Below are 18,337 nucleotides of genomic sequence, written 5' to 3'. Positions count from 1 at the left end.
ACCTCTAGGGGTACAATGCCGGTAGCAAATGCAAACCGACAGGCTGAGGGAGTGCCAGCATGCGAGAGCGCGGAAGGGCACGGCGTCTGCTGGGTCTCGGGGCGCGTACCGGCGGTACCCTGCTGCGCAGCCGGCTGGGCGGCGAGGCCGATTGGCGTGCGCTGGGCGAGGCGTTGTTCGAGGGGCTCTCCGAGCTCAAGGGGCCGGCCATGAAGCTGGCCCAGATCATGGCCCAGTGGGACGACCTGCTGCCGCCGGATCTCGCCGCCGAGCTGGCGCGCCTGCAGCGCCAGGCCGAGCCCATGCCCTGGGAAGGGATACGACGCACCCTGGTCGAGCAGTATGGCGACCCGGATCTCCATTTCCGCGAGATCGAACGAGTTCCCTTCGCCAGCGCCTCCATGGGGCAGGTGCATCGCGCGGTCAGCCACGCCGGCGACACCCTGGTGCTCAAGGTGCAGTACCCGGGCCTCACGCAGGTGCTGGAGGACGACCTGGCCCAGCTTCGGCGCATCATGCGGCTCGGGCGCTGGCTCAAGGTGCCCCAGGCGCGACTGGATGCGCTGTTCGAGGAGCTTGCCGCCAGCCTGCGCAGCGAGCTCGACTATCACGCCGAGGCGCGGGCGCTGGCGCGCTATCGTCAACGCTATGCGCATCTGCAGGGGCTGCTGATACCCGAGCCGCTGCCGGAACGCTCCGGGCCGCGAGTGCTGGCGATGCGCTACGTGGCCGGCACGCCGTTGCGCGAGCTGGAGGGGGCGGACGATGGCGTGCGCCAGCGCGTCGCCACGACGCTGGCCGACTGGCTCACCGAGGAGCTCTTCACTCATGGCGAGCTGCACGCGGACCCCCACGCCGGCAACTTTGCCGTCGACGCCGAGGGGCGGCTGGTGATCTACGACCTGGGAGCGGTGATCCGCGTACCCGAAGCGCACCTCCGGGCCATGCTGCAGCTGCTCGACGCGACCCTGGCCGGCGACCCCATGGCCATGGACGAGGCCCTGCGCCGGTTGGGCGGACGCCAGGGGCAGGGCGCGCCGCTGGCGCTGTATCGCGAGTCCGCCGAGGCGGTGGCGCCGCTGTTCGCGCCCGGGCCCCAGGACTTCTCGGACGTTCGAGTGCATCGCCGCCTGCGCGATCTCACGCCCCGCGTCTGGGCGGCCATGGACCGCCTGCAGCCACCGGCCGACGTGCTGCTGCTGTCGCGCACGTTGAACGGCCACTACTGGAATCTGGTGCGCCTGGGGGCTCGTCTCGACATGCACGCCCGCACCCGGCCGCTGCTGGCCTGGGCGAGGCGCTGAGCCATGTGCGACCGCTCTTGTGTGCAGCACCGAGCGGCGCTTCCCTGTTACTATATTCGCCTTTTGAACTGGCGGAGAGTGTGATGCTGGCAGTATGGGTGGAACAGCTGCTGGGCTATGCGTCGGGGGCCCTGGCAGCCATCCGTGAGGAGGAGCGCTATCCGGCCCTGATGGCGTGGGCGCGCGAGGAGGGGGCCGAGCTGATGGGCGGCGACCTGGCCATGGCCCAGGCCCTGGCGCCGATCCTGTGGAGCCAGACCCCGCTCGAACGTGCCGGCTTCACCTGCGAGCCCCTGGCACGCCCCGGCCGCAACGAACCCTGCTGGTGCGATTCCGGGCGCAAGACCAAGCACTGCTGCGGGGCCGTCGCGATGCCCGCCGAAGTGCCCGACCATCTCATGTGGATGCTCTCGCTGCGCGACTGGAAGGGGCCCACGCTCAAGGCCGCCCTGGAGAGCGGCCACGCCCCCGCCCAGGCCCTGCTCGAGGCCGGGCTGATCGCCGCCGAGACGGGCCAGCGCGGGCGTGCCCAGCAGATCCTCGAATCGCTGTTCCAGCGTGCCGACTGGTCGCGCCTGCCGGCCCAGGCCGAGCCCGCCTTCGAGCTGCTGATCGACCTCTACCAGGAGCGCGGCTTCATCCGCAAGCGCGCCGACCTGCTCGACGAGGTGCTCGAGCGTGGCCCGCTGTTCCTGCGCGGCGTGGCCCTGGAGCGGCTGTGCCTGATGCACCTGGACAACGACGACCTCGACAGCGCCCGTTCCGCCTTCGTGCGTGCCCAGCAGGCGCTGCCCGACTCGCCGACCCTGGCCTATATCGAGGCCATGCTGCTGCTCCACGAGGGGCACGAGGAGGAGGCCGCCGAGCGCGCGCGCTTCTGGTTCCGGCGCCTGGCGCGCAAGGGCGAGCTGGAGCCCGACCAGCTGCAGTTCCTGGCCGACCTGGCGGATAACCCCGGCGCCACCCTGGCCGACCAGTTGCTCAACGCCGAGGAGGACCTGGCCGAGCCGCTGGCGTCGTTGCAGGAGCTGCTCTCTGAGCTGCCCACTGCGCGCGGCCTGGACGTGCGTCGCACGCCCGACGGCGAGCTGGAGTATCACAGCAGCGCGCGGGAGGACACCCTGTTCGCCGCCTGGCAGAAGCATTTCCAGGTCGAGGTCGATGACGAGAGCGCGCTGGGCCTCAAGGGCGATCCGTGGATCCAGGCCGGCGACTGGTTGCGCGAACTCTGCGCGCATCCCGAATGGCTCGACTCGCCGCGGGTGGTGGAGTCGCTCACCCTGGCCCTGACCAGCCGCTTCGGCAGCCTGCCGTGGATGTCCCCTAGCCTGTTCGAGCCGCTCGCCGATCGCCTGGAACGCTGGCTCGAGCGGATCCGCGGCGAGGGTCAGGGCCCCTTTCTGTGGGACAGCGCCGACAACGCGGTGCTGCTGCGTACCGGCCTGGCGCTGGTGGTCGGCATGGAGCGGGGGGCCCGGGAGCGCTCCCGTCGCCTGGCCGAGCGGCTGCTCTCGCTCGACGATCAGGACAGCCTGGGCCTGCAGGAGCTGGTGCTCGACCAGCTGCTGCGCGAGGGGCGAGATCGCGAGGCGCTGGCGGTGACCGAAACCCGCCGCGACGACACCCCGGTGCTGGGCCTGCTGATGGGCCGGGCGCTGGCGCTGTTCCGGCTGGAGCGCCTCGACGAGGCCAACGAGGCGCTGCGCGAGGTGCGTCGCCACAATCCCCATGCGCTGTCCATGCTGTGCGCCGAGCAGACTCGCCCGGTGCCGTCGGGCCCGGACAGCGTCGCCGAGCCCGGCACCCGCGCCGAGGCGTGGCAATACCGTACGCTGATGCGCGACCAGTGGCGCGCCACGCCGGGGGCGCTGGCCTGGCTGCAGGAGCAGATCGACGGCTGAGCGCGGTCAGGCCGCGCGGGGGGCGGGCGGCGGCACCAGCTCCCTGTCGCGGCTGATCCAGATCGCCAGCGCGATGGCCGGCAGCCCCAGTGCCGTGGCGATGACGAAGAAGGTCGCGTAACCCTCCGCCGCCACGACCATGCCACCGAAGCCGCTCAGGAACTTGCCCGGCAGCGTCATCAGCGACGAGAACAGCGCATACTGGGTCGCGGTGTAGGCGCGCGAGGTCAGGCTCGACAGGAAGGCGATGAACACCGCGCTGGCCAGGCCATTGGCCAGGTTGTCGCCGACGATCGCCATCACCAGCATCGGCAGGCTCTGGCCGGCCAGCGCCAGGCCGGCGAAGAGCAGGTTGGTCAAGGTCGCCGCCGTCGCCCCCAGCACCAGGATCGGGCCGATCCCGTAGCGCGCCACCAGCAGCCCACCCAGGATGCCGCCGCCGATGCTCATGGCGATGCCGAACACGTTGGTGACGTTGGCGATGGTCGCCAGCGAAAAGCCCATGTCGATATAGAGCGGATTGGCCATCGAGGCCATCGCCAGGTCGCTGATGCGGAACACCGCCACGAACACCAGCAGCCACAGCGCCTTGAGCCGATGGCGGGACACGAAATCGGTGAAGGGGCACACCACCGCGCCGATCAGCCAGGCGCCCAGCCGCCGCAGCAGGCGCGGCTTGCCACGGCTGACGCGGATGAAGGCGCGTACGCGAGGCTCGTGGATCAACTGCGTGGTCAGCGACAGGCGCTCGGGCTCGGGGCGCAGCAGCACCGTGATGACGCCCACGCCGACCAGCATCGCCATGGTCAGGTAGGCCGCGTGCCAGGAGAGCCAGGAGGCCACGTAGAGGGCTCCGGCGCCGGCGGCGAGCAGGCCGCCGCGATAGCCGATGATGTAGGTCGAGGCCATGGCCGCCTGGATGTCGTCCGGCGCCGACTCGATGCGGAAGGCGTCGATGGCGATGTCCTGGGTGGCCGAGCCGAAGGCCACCAGCAGCGCGAAGCTCGCCACCAGTACCAGGTTCTGCCGCGGGTCGAGGCTCGCCAGGCCGACCAGGCCCGCGACGATCAAGGCCTGGGCGAGCAGCATCCAGCCGCGGCGCTGGCCGAAGCTGCGGGTCAACACGGGCAGGGCCAGGCGGTCCACCACCGGAGCCCAGAAGAACTTGATCGAGTAGAGCATGCCGATCCAGGAGAAGAAGCCGATGGCGGCTACCTCGACGCCGTCGCTGCGCAGCCAGGCCGACAGGGTCGAGAAGACCAGCAGGAACGGCAACCCGGCCGAGAAGCCCAGGAACAGCATGGTGATCACGGGGGCTCGCAGGTAGATCGCCAGGGCGGCTCGCCAACTGCGCTGAGCGGTGGGGGTGATCATGCGTGGCGGAACTCCTCGATGGTCGTTGGCCGGGGGGCGGCCCACGGCCGGCAAGAGTGTTAGAATGGCCCACCGCTCGGCGGAGGTGGGCGGCCCAGGAGGCCCCATCGTTCGGCCGCTCGATTGTTGCAGAGCCCCGGCATCGATGCCAGCAGGATATCCGGTAGGAGGCCTTCATGAGCCACAGCGAACGTCAGCCGATCGAAGACGAGAACGATAGCCTGCCGCGCTGGTACGTCGTTCAGTGCAAGGGCGGGGAATCCTTCCGCGCCGCGGAGCACCTCGCCAACCAGGGCTACGAACTGTTCCATCCCATCCTGCAGGTGCAGAAGAAACGCGGCGGCAAGCTGGTCTGGCTGGACGAGCCGCTGTTCCCCCACTACCTGTTCATTTGCCTCGACCGCATCGCCAGCAACTGGCGGCCGATCCGCTCGACCCGGGGCGTGCTCAAGATCGTCACCTTCGGCGACCGGCCGCTGCCGGTCGACGACGAGCTGGTGAGCATGCTGCGCGAGCAGGGCGCCCAGGGGCAGGAGAACGTGGCCAACGTCTACTTCCGCGCCGGCGAGAAGGTCGAGATCACCGAAGGGCCGTTCAAGGATCTGCAGGCGGTCTTTGCCAGCCACAAGGGCGACGAGCGGGCGATCGTCCTGCTCAACCTGCTCAATCGCCAGCAGCAGCTGGAAATGCCCGTGGCGAACCTGCGGCCGCGTACCTGAGCCCCGGGTCTGCAGGCCTCGCCATCGACAAGAGGAGACCCCATGAACATAGCCCCGCAGCGGGTCGTGACCCTGCACTACGTTCTCAGCGACGCGCAGGGACAGGTGCTCGACGACTCGCGGGCGCGCGCCACGCCCCTCGACTACCTGCATGGCCACGACAACATCATGGCCGCCCTCGAGCGTGCCCTGGCGGGGCACGCGGCCGGTGACAGGCTCGTCGTGACCCTGGCGCCGCACGAAGCCTACGGCGAGCGCAACGACGAGCTGGTGCAGCAGGTCGGTCGCGGCGCCTTTCCCCAGGACGCCTTGGCCCCCGGCATGCGCTTCCAGACCCCGGGCGACGACGGCCCGCAGATCGTCACGGTGCTCGAGGTCCGTGACGACAGCGTGGTGGTGGATACCAATCACCCGTTGGCCGGCCAGACGCTGAGCTATGCACTGGAAGTGCTCGAGGTGCGCGAGGCGACTCGCGCCGAGCTGGCCAAGGGCCACCCGCTTGCCGCCGACGTCACCCCCTCCGCAGTGGAAGATCGCAAGCTGCCCTAGGCCGCACGCGATGAAAACCTTGCCCAAAAACTGACCTGCATCAATTCGCCGCGCGTCACTCGCCACGCCCGCGGCGAAATTTGATGCAGGTCAGTTTTCCCCTGTCATCAACGGGCTAGAGTGAACCCATCGCATCAGGTGACGGGGAGAGACCACCATGTACTGGGATGACGCAGTGATTTTCGGGCTGGTAACCGTCGCGATGATGGTCGCGTTCTTGGCAGGTTGGGTCGGCTTCGTGATTCGCGATCACCGTCGCAAGCGCAAGCACTGAGCCAGCCAGCAGAGCAAGTCGTCAGGGGAGGGGGGATCTTCCCCCCAGTAGCCGGCCCAATTGGGCCGGCATTTTTTTGTGCGTCCACGTTGCCTTCAGCGCTCGACCCACCAGTGCTCGGTCCAGGTGCGCATCACCCGTTCGGGATACCAGGTCTGGCCCAAGCTGCCGTTGTAGCGGGCCAGCGCCCGGGTAAGGTCGCCGCGTTCGACGGCCAGGTAGTGGGCGAGGATGGTGCAGCCGTAGCGCAGGTTGAGCCAGGGGTCCATCAGATCGTCGGCGCTGCGGCCCAGCTCACGGATCCAGAATGGCATGATCTGCATCAGCCCCACGGCGCCGGCGGAGGAGATCGCCTGCGGCTGGAAGGCGCTCTCCACCTGGATCACGGCGAGCACGATCTCGGGCGCCAGTCCGGCCAGCCGGGCCTCGTGGTAGATGCGGGTGAGCATCTCGCCGCGCAGAGCCTCGTCGTGGACGAAGCGTGCAAGCCTGGGCTCCATCTCGCTCATCCACTGACGTGCCGCCCATACCTGGTCCGGCGAAGGCGGTGTGGTCACCAGCGTATCGAGGGTCTGGCGCAGCGACGGCGGGATGTCGGCTTCCACCCGTACCCGCTGAGCGGGTGGCGCCTCCAGGGCAACGGGCAGGGCGTCGAGAAAGCCAGCTTCCTCGGCGTGGAACTCCTCGCCATGCTCGAGCGCCGACGCTGGTACGCTGCCAAGCAGGCCGGCCGCGACCAGTAGCGCCGCGGCCGGCAGGCGTTCAGAGCGCGGTTCGTTCGCGCAGGAACTCGACGATGTGGTCGGCCGGCACCATGGTCGCTTCACTGTCACGCCGCCCCTTGTACTCCAGTTCACCGTTGTCCAGCCCGCGGTCGCCGACCACCAGGCGATGGGGAATGCCGATCAGCTCCTGATCGGCGAACTTCACCCCCGGGCGCAGGTCGCGGTCGTCCAGCAGCACGTCGATGCCGGCGGCGGTCAGGGCCTGGTAGAGCCGCTCGGACTCCTCGCGCACGCGCTGCGACTTGTGGGCGTTCATCGGCACCAGGGCGACCTGGAAGGGGGCGATGGCGTTGGGCCAGATGATGCCGCTCTCGTCGTGGTTCTGCTCGATGGCGGCGGCCACCACGCGGGTCACGCCGATGCCGTAGCAGCCCATCCAGGGGTGGGCCGCCTTGCCGTTGTCGTCGAGCACCGTGGCGTTCATCGACTCGGAGTACTTCGTGCCCAGCTGGAACACGTGGCCGACCTCGATGCCGCGCTTGATCGAGAGGGTGCCCTGGCCGTCCGGCGAGGGATCGCCCTCGACCACGTTGCGGATGTCGGCCACCTTGGGCAGCGCCACGTCGCGCTCCCAGTTGATGCCGAAGTAGTGCTTGCCGTCGACGTTGGCGCCGGCGCCGAAGTCGCTCATCAGTGCCACGCTGCGGTCGATGATGACCGGCATGTCGAGGTTCACCGGGCCCAGCGAACCGGGGCCGGCACCCACCGCGGCGCGTATCTCCGCTTCCGTGGCCATGGTCAGCGGGGCCGCCACTTCGGGCAGGTTCTCGGCCTTGACCTCGTTGAGCTCGTGGTCCCCGCGCACCAGCAGGGCGATCAGGCCGCCCTCGGTGGCGCGCACCATCAGCGTCTTGATGGTCTTCTCGATGGGCAGGCCGTGCTGTTCCACCAGCGCGGCGATGGTCCTGGCGTTGGGCGTGTCGACCAGGCGCAGCTCCTCGCTCGGTGCAGCGCGTTCGGTATGGGTGCCCTGCGGCGCGGGCAGTGCCTCGGCCTTCTCGATGTTGGCGGCGTAGTCGGACTCGGTGGAGAACGCGATATCGTCCTCGCCCGAGGCGGCAAGCACGTGGAACTCGTGGGAGCCGGTGCCGCCGATGGCGCCGTTGTCGGCCAGCACGGGACGGAAATCCAGGCCCAGGCGGGTGAAGATCCGCACGTAGGCGTCGTACATGGCCTGGTAGGTCTCCTTGAGGGAGGCCTGGTCGATGTGGAAGGAGTAGGCGTCCTTCATGATGAACTCGCGCGAGCGCATCACCCCGAAGCGCGGGCGGATCTCGTCGCGGAACTTGGTCTGGATCTGGTAGAAGTTGGCCGGCAGCTGCTTGTAGCTGGAGAGCTCGCGGCGCATCAGGTCGGTGATCACCTCTTCATGGGTGGGGCCGACGCAATAGTCGCGCTCGTGGCGGTCCTTCAGGCGCAGCAGCTCGGGGCCGTACTGCTCCCAGCGGCCGGACTCCTGCCACAGCTCGGCGGGCTGCACCGCCGGCATCAGCACTTCCTGGGCCCCGGCGCGATCCATCTCCTCGCGCACGATCCGCTCCACCTTGCGCAGCGTACGCAGGCCGACCGGCAGCCAGGTGTACAGGCCGGAGGTGAGGCGGCGGATCATGCCGGCACGCAGCATCAGCTGGTGGCTGATGACCTCGGCGTCGGCAGGCGTTTCCTTGAGAGTGGCAATCAACAGTTGAGTGGCGCGCATGGGTCCGGCGTTTCCTTCCAGCATGGGCTGACATGAGTCGAGGTGCCGCGGCGGGCGGCGTTCGGGGCATTGTACGGCCAACGGGTAACGGCGGCAAAAGCGTTGCTCAACCCGTATGCCTCGGCGCTGGTCCGTCGACCGGGCTTCAAGGAGGCGCTGTGCCCCCATCCCTGGGCGCTACATTTGCCCTGCTTCGCTCACGCATCCCGGTCCTGCGAGCGGAGCAGTGCTCCTCACCCCTGGCAAATGACCTCCTGTCCCCGGCGCCCCTCGTGTGACTGTTATCTCAATGACTTCAGCCAGAACACCATCGGCTTGTCGCTCTCCTCCGGCTCGCCGATGTCCTTCCAGCGAAAGGTGGTGGCGAGCTCCGGGTGGCGCTCGTAGCCCTGCGAGCGCCAGAAGCCATGCAGCGGCACGTAGTCGGCCGGCTTCAGCGGGTGATCGGCGGGGCGCTCCACGGCGCAGAAGGCCACGGTGGCAAAGCCGCGCTTGGCCGCGTGGCGCTCGCGCTCGGCGAGGAAGGCCTTGCCGATACCGCGACCCCGGTAGCTCGGCAGCAGTACCGATTCGCCGTAGTAGAACACGCTGTCGATATCGAAGCCGGCACGCTCGAACGGCGCACGGAATTCCTCCACGTCCTCGGCCAGCGGCATGCCGGTGGCGGCCCCCACCAGGGCATCGCCGTCCTCGGCCAGTACGAACAGGCTCTCGGGGCACTCGGCGTAGCGGCGCAGGTAGTTGGCCTCGTAGTCGAAGCTGCCGTCATACAGGTAGGGGTAATCACGGAACACGGTGATGCGCAGGGTGGCCAGTGCATCCAGTCGCGGCTCGATGGCGCTGCCCTGGCAGGTGAGCAGTCGCGTTTCGCTCATGGGTCCCTCCGTGAAAGTTTCAAACGTACGTATGAGTCGCTGTTGTGGTAATCTCCCGCCATTCTCCATGGCGGCGCCAAGGGCGGCAATCGTCCGGCGTCGGTAAGCTGACCCTCTGCGGAGCATCCGTTCCATGACGATCCGAATCCGCCGGGCCCTGGCTGGCCTGGTGCTTGGCACCTCCCTCATCGCCCTGGTGGGTTGCGGTACCGTCTTTCATCCCGAGCGCAAGGGCCAGTTGAGCGGCCGTATCGACCCGGTGGTGGCCATCGCCAACGGCGTGGGGCTGCTGTTCTTCATCGTTCCGGGAGTGATCGCCTACGCCGTGGACTTCTCCAACGGCACCATCTACCTGCCCAGCGCCCACGACAGCGCCGGCGTCGATGTCCTGCCGATGGAGGAAGGCATGGACCTGCCCGCGCTGGAGCGACTGCTCTCCGCGAGGACCGGCATGCCGGTGAGCCTCGACCGCGAACTGTTGAGGGTCGAGGAGGTGGAAAGTCTCGACGAAGCCCTGGCACTGGTGCGCATGGCCGGTATCCACGACCGCGAGCGGCTGGCGACGATGTAAACGCCGTCACTGGCCCGGCGCCGCCATCGCCCCCTCGAGCCGTTGCAGCTCGAGGGGGCGATATTTTTCCAGCAGTGACCAGAGGATGGCCGCTGTCTCGGTATCCGGCCGGCCGCGGTAGTCGGCGGGGCGAAAGCGCATCTGGAAGGCGCGCAGCACCGCGCGGGTCGTGCGGTCCGGACTGCCGTTCTCCTCGAGCGAATAGCCCCATGCCCCGAGCGCCCGCTGCAGGGTGGCAAGTGGTGGCGCCTGGGTCGCGAAGCGGGCCTGCCAGCGCGCGACGTCTTCCTCCTCCGGCCACACGCCGATGCCCGCCTGATACAGCTCGCGCCACGGGAAGCGGGGGCCGGGGTCGATCTTGCGCGTCGGTGCGATGTCGGAATGTGCCACCACGTCGGTGGGATGGATGCCATGGCGCTCGATGATGTCACGCGAAAGAGCGATCAACGCCTCGATCTGCGCCTCGGGGTAGGGCGCCCAGTGGATCTCCACAGGGGCGTCCGGGGCCTCTTCCAGCAGCCGTTCCACATCGGCATACGGGCGGTCGGGCCCGGAATTGACGATCTCGATGCCGATCGAGGTGTCGTTGATGTTGGTGCGGCCCCTCCAGGCGCTGGCGCCGGCGTGCCAGGCGCGGCGCTCCTCGTCGACCAGCTGGTAGACCAGCGGCTGGCCGCGGTGGTCTCGTGCCGGCAGCGGCAATACGTAGTGGGCGCTGACATGGGGGCCGGTGAGCACGGCCAGCGATTCGGCCTCGTCGACGTCGGTGTAGTGCAGCACCAGGTGGCGCACCCGGCTGGAGTGGGAGGCTGACACCTGACTGTGATCCACCGCGTAGCCGTCGCGCTGCTCGAGGTGTCCGGGGGCGGCGCAGCCGGCCAGCCATGCTGCCGTCATGGCCATGCTCATCAAGGTGGCCCAGCGGTGCGGCATGTTCAGCCCCCCGTCGTCGCCAGTCGAATCAGCAGGCCCAGCACCATCGCGGTCGAGACGCTGAGCAGGGTGCCCATGAGCACGTACTCGGTCAGCTTGCGATCCTGCGCCCCGCGCAGTTCGCCGAAGCGCAGCACCGATTTGGCGGCGAGCAGGAAGCCGATGGCGGTCAGCTGGTCGAGCAGCACCAGGGTCAGCACCAGCACGCGCTCGGCCATGCCGATGCGTGCCCCGGCGGCGATGAGGGTGCCCGGGTTGTCGATCTCGGCACTCCAGCGGCGCATGACCAGGGCGATCACGATCGACAGCGGCCTTGTGACGAGCAGGTACGCGACGACGACGCCGAGTACCGGTGGGGTGAACAGCCATTGCCAGAACGCGATCAACGGCTGCCAATCGCCCAGCCAGGTCAGCCAGACGCCCAGCAACACCAGCAGGTGCAGCGCCTGGTCGAGCAAGAACCAGCGCAGCCTTTGCGGGGGCAGATAGGCCTTGCCAAGGTCGATCAGGGCGTGGCTCGAACCGATGGCCAAGGCGCCACCCAGCGCCATGGACAGGGAGCCTGCGGTCGAGTGGGTGAGGGTGGCCGCGCCCAGCACCGCGAAGGTCAGCCCGGCGTGCAGCGCGGCGTGGAGGTAGAGCTGCGGCGAGCGTACCTTGCGTGTGTAGCGGGCCTCGACCCAGCGCCTTGGCTGCAGGGCGAAATCGCCGAGCAGATGGACCAGCACCAGCCCCAGCAACAGCGAGAGATCGGCGTTCATCGTGGGTTGTCCTTGAAGCGCTGTTCGAGATGGCGCAGGTAGTCGTCGAGCAGGGGCCAGCGCGCCGCCCGCAGCCGCTTGTGCACGCTGGGCTGGCTGATGCCGAGCCGCCTGGCCAGCGCCTGTTGGGGTTCCTCGTGCCACAGGCTAAGGTAGACCGCCTCGGCGGCGTAGCGCGACCAGCCGTCGATCAGGTCGTCGACGAAGCGGGTCAGCAGCGCCAGGCATTCGCTGGGGCGATCCTCGACCAGGCAGAGGTGGGCAGAACCCTCGCTCATGGCGTCGAGGGCCTGGCCGGAGTGCACGAAGACCTCGCCGCTGGCCTCGCTGACCCCCTGTCCGGGCTGCCAGCGATCCTTGCCGATGGCGACCGCAATGCGCGCGTCCCAGCGCTGTCGCTCTTCGGAATGGCGGATCAGTGCCGCACGCAGCAGCACTGCCGCGGGCATGGCCGAGGCCGGGTCGGGCAGGGCGAGCTGAAAGCCGTCGCCGCGGTAACGTTCGCTCTGGCCGCCGTAGCGGCCGGTGATCGCCTCGAGAGTGGCATCGAGCACCTCGAAGAGCCGCTTCGGGTCGCTGGCCTTGCGGGAATCGACAAGGTCGCCCGTGAGCACGGCAATGCGCTGCACCATTGGCTCGCCTGCGTGGTAAGGGTCGTGACTGGATAATAGCCCTTAAGGGTTATTTTTCAAGTTAATAACACAGAAGGGCTATCGGGAATGTCTCGCCACCGGGCCTGCCCGGCCGCTCGTTTGATTCGGCATCTCATGCAAAAAGCTGTATGAAAATACAGTATAGGGAGCCGTCGCGGGATGGGCAAGCTCATCGCCCAGTGCAGCCGCCGACGTCAGCCGTGCGCCAGCTCGCGCATGGCGTTCTCGAGCCCTTCCAGGGTCATGGGATACATGCGCTCGCCGATCAGCCGGCGGATCAACTGGGTGGAGTGGGTGTATTCCCAGGCGCGCGGCGGCATGGGGTTGAGCCAGGCCAGGCGGGGGAAGGCATCGGCCAGGCGCTTCAGCCATACGGCACCGGCCTCCTCGTTGAAGTGCTCCACGCTGCCGCCGGGATGGGTCACCTCGTAGGGCGACATGGCGGCATCGCCGACGATCACCACCTGGTAGTCGCGGCCGTAGGTGTGCAGCACGTCCATGGTGGGGATACGCTCGCTGGTGCGCCGGTAGTTGTTGCGCCACACCCCTTCGTACAAGCAGTTGTGAAAATAGTAGTGCTCCAGGTGCTTGAACTCCGAACGGGCGGCGGAGAACAGCTCCTCGCAGACGCGGATGTGATCGTCCATGGAGCCGCCCACGTCGAGGAACAGCAGCACCTTCACCGCGTTGTGGCGCTCCGGGCGCATGCGCACGTTGAGCAAGCCGGCGTCGCGGGCGGTGTCGCGGATGGTGGCATCGACGTCGAACTCCTCCGCCGCGCCCTGGCGGGCGAACTTGCGCAGCCGGCGCAGCGCCATCTTGATGTTGCGCGTGCCGAGTTCGAGGGAGTCGTCGTAGTCGCGGAAGCGGCGCTCGTCCCATACCTTCACCGCGCGGCGGTGGCGCGAGCCCTGCTGGCCGATGCGAATGCCCTCGGGGTTGTAGCCGTAGGCGCCGAAGGGGCTGGTGCCACCGGTGCCGATCCACTTGTTGCCGCCGGCGTGGCGCTCCTGCTGCTCTTCCAGGCGCTGCTTGAAGGTTTCGATCAGCTTCTCGAGCCCGCCCAGCGACTCGATCTGCGCCTTCTCCTCCTCGGAGAGTTGCTTCTCGAATTCACGGCGTAGCCAGTCGTCGGGAATCAGCGCCTCGATGGCGGCATCGAGATTTTCCAGGCCGTCGAACCAGGCGGCGAAGGCGCGATCGAAGCGGTCGAAGTGGCGCTCGTCCTTGACCAGCACGGTGCGCGCCACCTGATAGAATGCCTCCATGTCGGCGAATACCACGCCGCGCTCGACCACCGCATGCAGGTCGAGCAGTTCGCGCAGCGATACCGGTACGCCGGCGCGCTTGAGGGTTTCGAACAGGCCGATGAACATGGCTCAGCGCCTCTGTTGGCCCTGGCGGCGCATCATGAACGCCAGGCGCTCGAGCAGTTGGGTATCCTGCTCGTTCTTGACCAGGGCGCCTGCCAGCGGCGGAATCGCTTTTACGGGATCGCGGTGGTAAAGCGCTTCGCGGGCCAGTTCGTCGGCCATCAAGAGCTTCAGCCAGTCCACCAGCTCGGAGGTGGAGGGCTTCTTCTTCAGCCCTGGCGCCTGGCGCAGGTCGAAGAACACCTCCAGCGCCTGGCTGACCAGCTGTGGCGCGATGTCGGGGAAGTGCACGTCGACGATGGCGGCCATGGTCTCGCGGTCGGGAAACTCGATGTAGTGGAAGAAGCAGCGGCGCAGGAAGGCGTCGGGCAGCTCCTTCTCGTTGTTCGAGGTGATCACGATGATCGGCCGGTGGCGGGCGCGAACGGTCTCGCCGGTCTCGTAGACGTGGAATTCCATGCGATCCAGCTCCTGGAGCAGGTCGTTGGGGAACTCGATGTCGGCCTTGTCGATCTCGTCTATCAGCAGCACCACGCGCTCATCGGCGGTGAAGGCTTCCCACAGCTTGCCGGGCTTGATGTAGTTCTCGACGTTCTCCACGCCCTCGACGCCGAGCTGGGAGTCGCGGAGGCGGCTCACCGCGTCGTACTCGTAGAGGCCCTGGGCCGCCTTGGTGGTGGACTTGATGTGCCAGGTGATCAGTTGGGTGCCCAGCGAGTTCGCCAGTTCCTCGGCCAGCAGGGTCTTGCCGGTGCCCGGCTCGCCCTTGATCAGCAGCGGCCGTTCGAGGGTCACGGCGGCGTTCACCGCCTGCTTCAAGGCATCGGTAGCCACGTAGGTAGAGGTCGAATCGAAAGCCATGGTCATGCCTCGGCGTAGCATCGTGTAGGGGAGAGTCAAACAAGTGTACGGAAGGGTGGTGCAAGGGACAAATCCCGCTCGAAAGCGATACCATCAGAGCAGGGATTCGCCGGAGCCATGAACATGAGCGATATACTACTGCTTCACGAACCGCTGGTCCGGCTCGGCGCGTTTCTGCTGGTATTGGCAGCGATGGCGCTATGGGAGATCCTTGCCGCACGCCGCGAGCAGAGAATCCGGCGTCGCCAGCGCTGGCCCGGCAACCTCTCGATCGTGGTGCTGGATACCCTGGCGGTTCGCCTGGTCTTTCCCCTGGCGGCGGTGGGGGCCGCCCTGACGGCCGCCGAGCACGGCTGGGGCCTGTTTCACCTGGTCTCGGCGCCGCTGTGGCTGGCGCTGCCGCTCTCGGTGCTGCTGCTCGATGCGGCAATCTACTTCCAGCACCGGCTGTTTCATGCCGTGCCCTGGCTGTGGCGGCTGCACCGCATGCACCATGCGGACCTGGAATTCGACGTGACCACCGGGTTGCGCTTCCACCCGCTGGAGATCCTGATCTCGATGGCCATCAAGGTCGCCGTGGTGACGCTGCTGGGAGCGCCGGCCGTGGCGGTGCTGATCTTCGAGGTCCTGCTCAACGCCACTTCCCTGTTCAATCATGGCAACGTGCGCCTGCCGGAGTGGCTCGAGCGCCGGCTGCGCCTCGTCGTGGTGACGCCCGACATGCACCGCGTTCACCACTCCATCGTGCGTCGCGAGACCGACAGCAACTTCGGCTTCAACCTGCCCTGGTGGGACCGCCTGTTCGGCACCTACCGGGACCAGCCCGGCGCCGGCCACCTCGGCATGACGCTGGGCATCGAGGCGTTCCGCGATCCGCGCGAGCTGAGGCTGGACCGCATGCTGATCCAGCCCTTCCTGACCCCCGAACCGCCGGACGAAAAAGCCCGCGGACAGGCATCGCAAGGTTAGCCCTCTTTCCGGCGATACGCCTCCACCAGCGTGGCCGGGTCGTGCTCGGCGTGACCATGGCTGACGTGGACGCGCATCAGCTGGGCGGCGAGGCCGCTCATGGGCGTGGCGCTGCCGACGCGCTGGCTCTGGGCCGTGGCCAGGTCGAGATCCTTGAGCAAGGTGCGCAGGTGCCAGGCCGGGTTGGTGAACTCGCTCGCCGCCATGCGCGGAGTGAGGATCTGGAACGGCTTGGAGTCGGCGAAGCCGTCGGCCAGCGCCTCGGTCAGGCGGCCGGCGTCCACTCCGCTGGCTTCGGCCAGGGCCACCATCTCGGCGATCACCGCGGCCTGACAGCCGACGATCATCTGGTTGCATACCTTGGTGACCTGACCCGCGCCCACCGGGCCCATGTGCGTGACCCGCGCCGCGAGCGGGGCGAGCAGGGCGCGTACGGCCTCGACATCCGCTTTCGCGCCACCGCACATGATGGCCAGGCTTCCCGCCTCGGCGCCAGCCACGCCGCCGGAAACCGGCGCATCGACCCAGCGCATGCCGCACGCCTCATCCAGCTTCTCGGCAAAGGCGCGCGTGGCCGCCGGGTCGCTGCTGGAGAGATCGACCAGCCACTGCCCCGCGCGGCCGTGGGCCGCCACCCCGCCCTCGCCGAACACGACCTCTTCCACCACGGCGGTATTGGCCAGGCACAGCATCACCACATCGGCGCCCTGCACCAGTTCGGCGATCGAGCCGGCCACCCTGGCGCCGGCGTCGCGTAGCGACTGGCACTTCGCCGCGGTGCGGTTCCACACCGTCACCGCGAAGCCGGCGCCCAGCAGGCGGCGTGTCATGGGGGCTCCCATCAGGCCGATGCCGATGAAGCCGAGGCGGGGCTGCGTCATGTCGTGTCTCCGGTGAGCGAGCGGGAATGGGATTCCTAGCATGCGCGATGGAAGGGTTTTCCATCAACTGAATTGCGCGTGCCCGTCCCGGCCACACCGGCCCGGCGGCAGGCCTCAGCCCGGCGCGTTGACTCGCCGGTACACGGCCTCCAGCAGGCTGTAGAGCCCGAAAGCGAACAGGCCCAGGGCGACGAAGGCGAGCAGCCAACGGCCGAAGGCCTGACCGCGAAGGGCGTTGAGGGCCTCGGCCAGGCCGCCCGCCTCGCTGGGGTCCACCCGATAGGCGGCGATGAGGAAGAAGGTGCCGATGATCAGGAAGACCAGGCCGCGGACTACCAGGCCGAAGCGACAGATGGGGTAGGCCCAGCGCTGGGTCTGTGGCGGCATGTCGAAGTGGCGATCGAATTTCGCCTTGCCTCCCTTGATCCCGTGTGCAACCCCGGCCCCGATGATCGCCAGTCCCACGGCCGCCACCAGCCAGCGACCGTATGGCTGTTGCATCAGCCAGCTGGCCATGCCCTGTGAGCCCCCGCCGGAATCTCCCGAACCCCCGCCCAGGGTGAAGATCAGGCTGACGGCAAAGAACGCCAGCATGGCATGGGTAGCCGCGCTCACCAGCAGTCCCGCCCGGACGGTCATGCCCTTGGCATCGGTGCCGTGGTGGTCGCTGTCGTGGAAGGCCTGCACGCAACGCCACAGGGCATGCGCCAGAAGGCCCAGACTGATGGCGCCGAGCAGGATGTCGCCCCACGCGGCGCCCATCAGGCTCTCCAGTGCACCGCGGCTGTCCGTCGTCTCGCCACCCTGGCCAAGCGCTGCCAGCGCGGCCAGGCCGCCGACCAGCAGATAGACGATGCCCCGTGCGGCGTAACCCCAGCGCGCCATGATATCGAAGGCGTCCCCGCGATCCGGGGTCGGTATGCTGTTTGTCACGGCGTCCTCCTGACTGAGCCGAGCCTCGGTGGCGATTCCTTGCGTTCACTCTAGCAGCTCGGCCCGAGGCACCTGGCACGGGGTCTGAAAGCGCCCAAAGGCAGCCCATTGGCGCAGCCAGGGCTACGCAGTCAGGCGGCATCGGACTGCCGGCAGACGGTAAAAACACCCAAGCCACGGTGATTCCAAGCCTTCGCTATCACCGCTCCGGGTAATGCTTGGCGAGCGACGGAAGCGGGGACGTGCTGGCCCCGGGCGCCGTGAGGGCGGCGCCCGGGGAAAGCGCAGGTGCCGTAACGGTCACCCGGTCATTCTGCCGCTGAGTTGGTCGCGCAGGCGGTCGACCATGCCGACGCCCGCGCCGACGGTCTTGTGGAACAGCTCGGAATGGGGCGCGCTGGGGTGGGGGCGGGTCGGCGCCAGCTGCTTGGCCTTCTCCACCTTACTGCCCAGCTCGACCAGCTCCTCGCCGGAGAGGCGTGCCCGCAGCTTGGGAAACTGGTCGGCCTCCTCGTCCTTGGCGTGGTGGCGCAGCAGCTCGTCCAGCTTGTGCACGCGGTCCATGAAGGCCGGTTCGGCGGCGTCGGCGTCTTCCAGTTGCTTCATCACCTGCACGATCTCGTCGTGCTCCTCCTTGTCGTGCTCGGCTTCCTGTTCGCCGTCGGGGATGCGCTTCTCCATCGTCGGGTAGACATACATCTCCTCGGCGACGGAATGACGCATCACCTCGGCGATCAGCATGTCGGTCAGCTCGCGGCGCTGTTCGCCGTCCGGGGACTGCTGGATCTGATCGAGGAGTCCTTCCATCTCGCGGTGGTCGAGGGTGAGGATGTCGACGACATCCCGGGCGGACGTACTGGTGTGCTGGGTATCCATGAGACTCCCTCCTTTGAGTCGTTGTGCCCTTTGCTACGGGCCACTT

At 68.1% G+C, this 18,337-nt stretch carries 19 protein-coding genes; 7 read left to right on the top strand and 12 right to left on the bottom strand.

Annotated elements, in window-relative coordinates; all coding sequences use genetic code 11:
- Positions 1-59: 59 nt before the first annotated feature.
- Together DIS04_RS03475 and DIS04_RS03470 are read left to right on the top strand one after the other, a co-directional pair.
- A complete protein-coding gene (locus DIS04_RS03475; RefSeq protein WP_111412312.1) occupies positions 60-1,304 on the top strand; it encodes an ABC1 kinase family protein in 1,245 nt (414 codons plus the stop codon).
- Between the two features lie 83 nt (positions 1,305-1,387).
- Positions 1,388-3,205 (top strand): SEC-C domain-containing protein, encoded by a 1,818-nt coding sequence (locus DIS04_RS03470; protein ID WP_111412311.1) that lies wholly within the window; start codon positions 1,388-1,390, stop codon positions 3,203-3,205.
- 6 nt (positions 3,206-3,211) lie between these two features.
- On the opposite strand, the gene DIS04_RS03465 is transcribed toward DIS04_RS03470, so the two are convergent.
- Positions 3,212-4,579 carry an AmpG family muropeptide MFS transporter gene (locus DIS04_RS03465; protein ID WP_111412310.1) on the bottom strand — a complete coding sequence of 456 codons (1,368 nt, stop codon included), beginning with the start codon at positions 4,577-4,579 and terminating at the stop codon, positions 3,212-3,214.
- Positions 4,580-4,755: 176 nt separating this feature from the next.
- Between DIS04_RS03465 and rfaH the strand changes: the two genes are divergently transcribed.
- From rfaH to ccoM, 3 genes are all read left to right on the top strand, one after another.
- The gene (gene rfaH / locus DIS04_RS03460) at positions 4,756-5,298 is read left to right on the top strand and encodes a transcription/translation regulatory transformer protein RfaH (protein WP_111412309.1); all 543 of its coding nucleotides are present in this window, start codon (positions 4,756-4,758) and stop codon (positions 5,296-5,298) included.
- A 42-nt stretch (positions 5,299-5,340) separates the two neighbouring features.
- Positions 5,341-5,847: an FKBP-type peptidyl-prolyl cis-trans isomerase gene (locus tag DIS04_RS03455; RefSeq protein ID WP_111412308.1), complete on the top strand. Its 507-nt coding sequence runs from the start codon at positions 5,341-5,343 to the stop codon at positions 5,845-5,847.
- 157 nt (positions 5,848-6,004) lie between these two features.
- Positions 6,005-6,121 carry a cytochrome c oxidase subunit CcoM gene (ccoM, locus tag DIS04_RS20820; protein WP_281270158.1) on the top strand — a complete coding sequence of 39 codons (117 nt, stop codon included), beginning with the start codon at positions 6,005-6,007 and terminating at the stop codon, positions 6,119-6,121.
- Between the two features lie 95 nt (positions 6,122-6,216).
- Here ccoM and DIS04_RS20885 read toward each other — a convergent pair whose 3' ends face one another.
- The 3 genes from DIS04_RS20885 to DIS04_RS03440 all read right to left on the bottom strand — a co-directional run bounded on the left by DIS04_RS20885 (position 6,217) and on the right by DIS04_RS03440 (position 9,480).
- Positions 6,217-6,948 (bottom strand): lytic transglycosylase domain-containing protein, encoded by a 732-nt coding sequence (locus tag DIS04_RS20885; protein WP_340148160.1) that lies wholly within the window; start codon positions 6,946-6,948, stop codon positions 6,217-6,219.
- Positions 6,884-8,605, bottom strand: coding sequence for a proline--tRNA ligase (locus tag DIS04_RS03445; protein ID WP_111412307.1), 1,722 nt, complete (start codon positions 8,603-8,605; stop codon positions 6,884-6,886). The genes DIS04_RS20885 and DIS04_RS03445 overlap by 65 nt, the downstream gene beginning before the upstream one ends.
- Before the next feature lie 281 nt (positions 8,606-8,886).
- Entirely contained in the window at positions 8,887-9,480 is a 594-nt protein-coding gene (locus tag DIS04_RS03440; RefSeq protein ID WP_111412306.1) for a GNAT family N-acetyltransferase, read from the bottom strand.
- 133 nt (positions 9,481-9,613) lie between these two features.
- Here DIS04_RS03440 and DIS04_RS03435 point away from each other — a divergent pair, with 133 nt between their 5' ends.
- Positions 9,614-10,051: a hypothetical protein gene (locus DIS04_RS03435; RefSeq protein WP_111412305.1), complete on the top strand. Its 438-nt coding sequence runs from the start codon at positions 9,614-9,616 to the stop codon at positions 10,049-10,051.
- A 6-nt stretch (positions 10,052-10,057) separates the two neighbouring features.
- Here the strand turns inward: DIS04_RS03435 and DIS04_RS03430 are convergent, their stop codons facing one another.
- The 5 genes from DIS04_RS03430 to DIS04_RS03410 all read right to left on the bottom strand — a co-directional run bounded on the left by DIS04_RS03430 (position 10,058) and on the right by DIS04_RS03410 (position 14,632).
- Positions 10,058-10,948 carry a peptidoglycan recognition protein family protein gene (locus DIS04_RS03430; protein WP_245904469.1) on the bottom strand — a complete coding sequence of 297 codons (891 nt, stop codon included), beginning with the start codon at positions 10,946-10,948 and terminating at the stop codon, positions 10,058-10,060.
- A 38-nt stretch (positions 10,949-10,986) separates the two neighbouring features.
- Complete coding sequence (locus DIS04_RS03425; protein ID WP_111412303.1) at positions 10,987-11,745, bottom strand: DUF3307 domain-containing protein; 759 nt, start codon at positions 11,743-11,745, stop codon at positions 10,987-10,989.
- Positions 11,742-12,377, bottom strand: coding sequence for a hypothetical protein (locus DIS04_RS03420; RefSeq protein ID WP_111412302.1), 636 nt, complete (start codon positions 12,375-12,377; stop codon positions 11,742-11,744). The genes DIS04_RS03425 and DIS04_RS03420 overlap by 4 nt, the downstream gene beginning before the upstream one ends.
- A gap of 215 nt (positions 12,378-12,592) precedes the next feature.
- The gene (locus tag DIS04_RS03415; RefSeq protein ID WP_111412301.1) at positions 12,593-13,774 is read right to left on the bottom strand and encodes a vWA domain-containing protein; all 1,182 of its coding nucleotides are present in this window, start codon (positions 13,772-13,774) and stop codon (positions 12,593-12,595) included.
- Between the two features lie 3 nt (positions 13,775-13,777).
- The gene (locus DIS04_RS03410) at positions 13,778-14,632 is read right to left on the bottom strand and encodes an AAA family ATPase (RefSeq protein ID WP_111412760.1); all 855 of its coding nucleotides are present in this window, start codon (positions 14,630-14,632) and stop codon (positions 13,778-13,780) included.
- A 123-nt stretch (positions 14,633-14,755) separates the two neighbouring features.
- Between DIS04_RS03410 and DIS04_RS03405 the strand changes: the two genes are divergently transcribed.
- Positions 14,756-15,601: a sterol desaturase family protein gene (locus tag DIS04_RS03405; protein ID WP_111412759.1), complete on the top strand. Its 846-nt coding sequence runs from the start codon at positions 14,756-14,758 to the stop codon at positions 15,599-15,601.
- Here the strand turns inward: DIS04_RS03405 and DIS04_RS03400 are convergent.
- From DIS04_RS03400 to DIS04_RS03390, 3 genes are all read right to left on the bottom strand, one after another.
- Positions 15,598-16,524, bottom strand: coding sequence for an NAD(P)-binding domain-containing protein (locus DIS04_RS03400; RefSeq protein ID WP_111412300.1), 927 nt, complete (start codon positions 16,522-16,524; stop codon positions 15,598-15,600). The genes DIS04_RS03405 and DIS04_RS03400 overlap by 4 nt on opposite strands.
- A gap of 72 nt (positions 16,525-16,596) precedes the next feature.
- On the bottom strand, positions 16,597-17,415 hold the full coding sequence (locus tag DIS04_RS03395) for a DUF1206 domain-containing protein (RefSeq protein WP_245904467.1): 819 nt from the start codon (positions 17,413-17,415) through the stop codon (positions 16,597-16,599).
- 300 nt (positions 17,416-17,715) lie between these two features.
- Positions 17,716-18,291, bottom strand: a complete 576-nt coding sequence (locus DIS04_RS03390; RefSeq protein ID WP_111412299.1) for a hemerythrin domain-containing protein — start codon at positions 18,289-18,291, stop codon at positions 17,716-17,718.
- Positions 18,292-18,337 lie beyond the last annotated feature (46 nt).

The sequence above is a fragment of the Billgrantia lactosivorans genome (genome assembly GCF_003254665.1).
Classification (GTDB): Bacteria; Pseudomonadota; Gammaproteobacteria; order Pseudomonadales; family Halomonadaceae; genus Halomonas; species Halomonas lactosivorans.
This window is presented reverse-complemented; position numbering and strand designations above follow the sequence as displayed.

What these genes read in the sequence shown, in the direction of transcription:
- DIS04_RS03475 (WP_111412312.1), top strand. Translation starts at nt 60, where the DNA reads ATGCGAGAGCGCGGAAGGGCACGGCGTCTGCTGGGTCTCGGGGCGCGT.
- DIS04_RS03470 (WP_111412311.1), top strand. Translation starts at nt 1,388, where the DNA reads ATGCTGGCAGTATGGGTGGAACAGCTGCTGGGCTATGCGTCGGGGGCC.
- DIS04_RS03465 (WP_111412310.1), bottom strand. Translation starts at nt 4,579, where the DNA reads ATGATCACCCCCACCGCTCAGCGCAGTTGGCGAGCCGCCCTGGCGATC.
- rfaH (WP_111412309.1), top strand. Translation starts at nt 4,756, where the DNA reads ATGAGCCACAGCGAACGTCAGCCGATCGAAGACGAGAACGATAGCCTG.
- DIS04_RS03455 (WP_111412308.1), top strand. Translation starts at nt 5,341, where the DNA reads ATGAACATAGCCCCGCAGCGGGTCGTGACCCTGCACTACGTTCTCAGC.
- ccoM (WP_281270158.1), top strand. Translation starts at nt 6,005, where the DNA reads ATGTACTGGGATGACGCAGTGATTTTCGGGCTGGTAACCGTCGCGATG.
- DIS04_RS03445 (WP_111412307.1), bottom strand. Translation starts at nt 8,605, where the DNA reads ATGCGCGCCACTCAACTGTTGATTGCCACTCTCAAGGAAACGCCTGCC.
- DIS04_RS03440 (WP_111412306.1), bottom strand. Translation starts at nt 9,480, where the DNA reads ATGAGCGAAACGCGACTGCTCACCTGCCAGGGCAGCGCCATCGAGCCG.
- DIS04_RS03435 (WP_111412305.1), top strand. Translation starts at nt 9,614, where the DNA reads ATGACGATCCGAATCCGCCGGGCCCTGGCTGGCCTGGTGCTTGGCACC.
- DIS04_RS03430 (WP_245904469.1), bottom strand. Translation starts at nt 10,948, where the DNA reads ATGACGGCAGCATGGCTGGCCGGCTGCGCCGCCCCCGGACACCTCGAG.
- DIS04_RS03425 (WP_111412303.1), bottom strand. Translation starts at nt 11,745, where the DNA reads ATGAACGCCGATCTCTCGCTGTTGCTGGGGCTGGTGCTGGTCCATCTG.
- DIS04_RS03420 (WP_111412302.1), bottom strand. Translation starts at nt 12,377, where the DNA reads ATGGTGCAGCGCATTGCCGTGCTCACGGGCGACCTTGTCGATTCCCGC.
- DIS04_RS03415 (WP_111412301.1), bottom strand. Translation starts at nt 13,774, where the DNA reads ATGTTCATCGGCCTGTTCGAAACCCTCAAGCGCGCCGGCGTACCGGTA.
- DIS04_RS03410 (WP_111412760.1), bottom strand. Translation starts at nt 14,632, where the DNA reads ATGGCTTTCGATTCGACCTCTACCTACGTGGCTACCGATGCCTTGAAG.
- DIS04_RS03405 (WP_111412759.1), top strand. Translation starts at nt 14,756, where the DNA reads ATGAGCGATATACTACTGCTTCACGAACCGCTGGTCCGGCTCGGCGCG.
- DIS04_RS03400 (WP_111412300.1), bottom strand. Translation starts at nt 16,524, where the DNA reads ATGCTAGGAATCCCATTCCCGCTCGCTCACCGGAGACACGACATGACG.
- DIS04_RS03390 (WP_111412299.1), bottom strand. Translation starts at nt 18,291, where the DNA reads ATGGATACCCAGCACACCAGTACGTCCGCCCGGGATGTCGTCGACATC.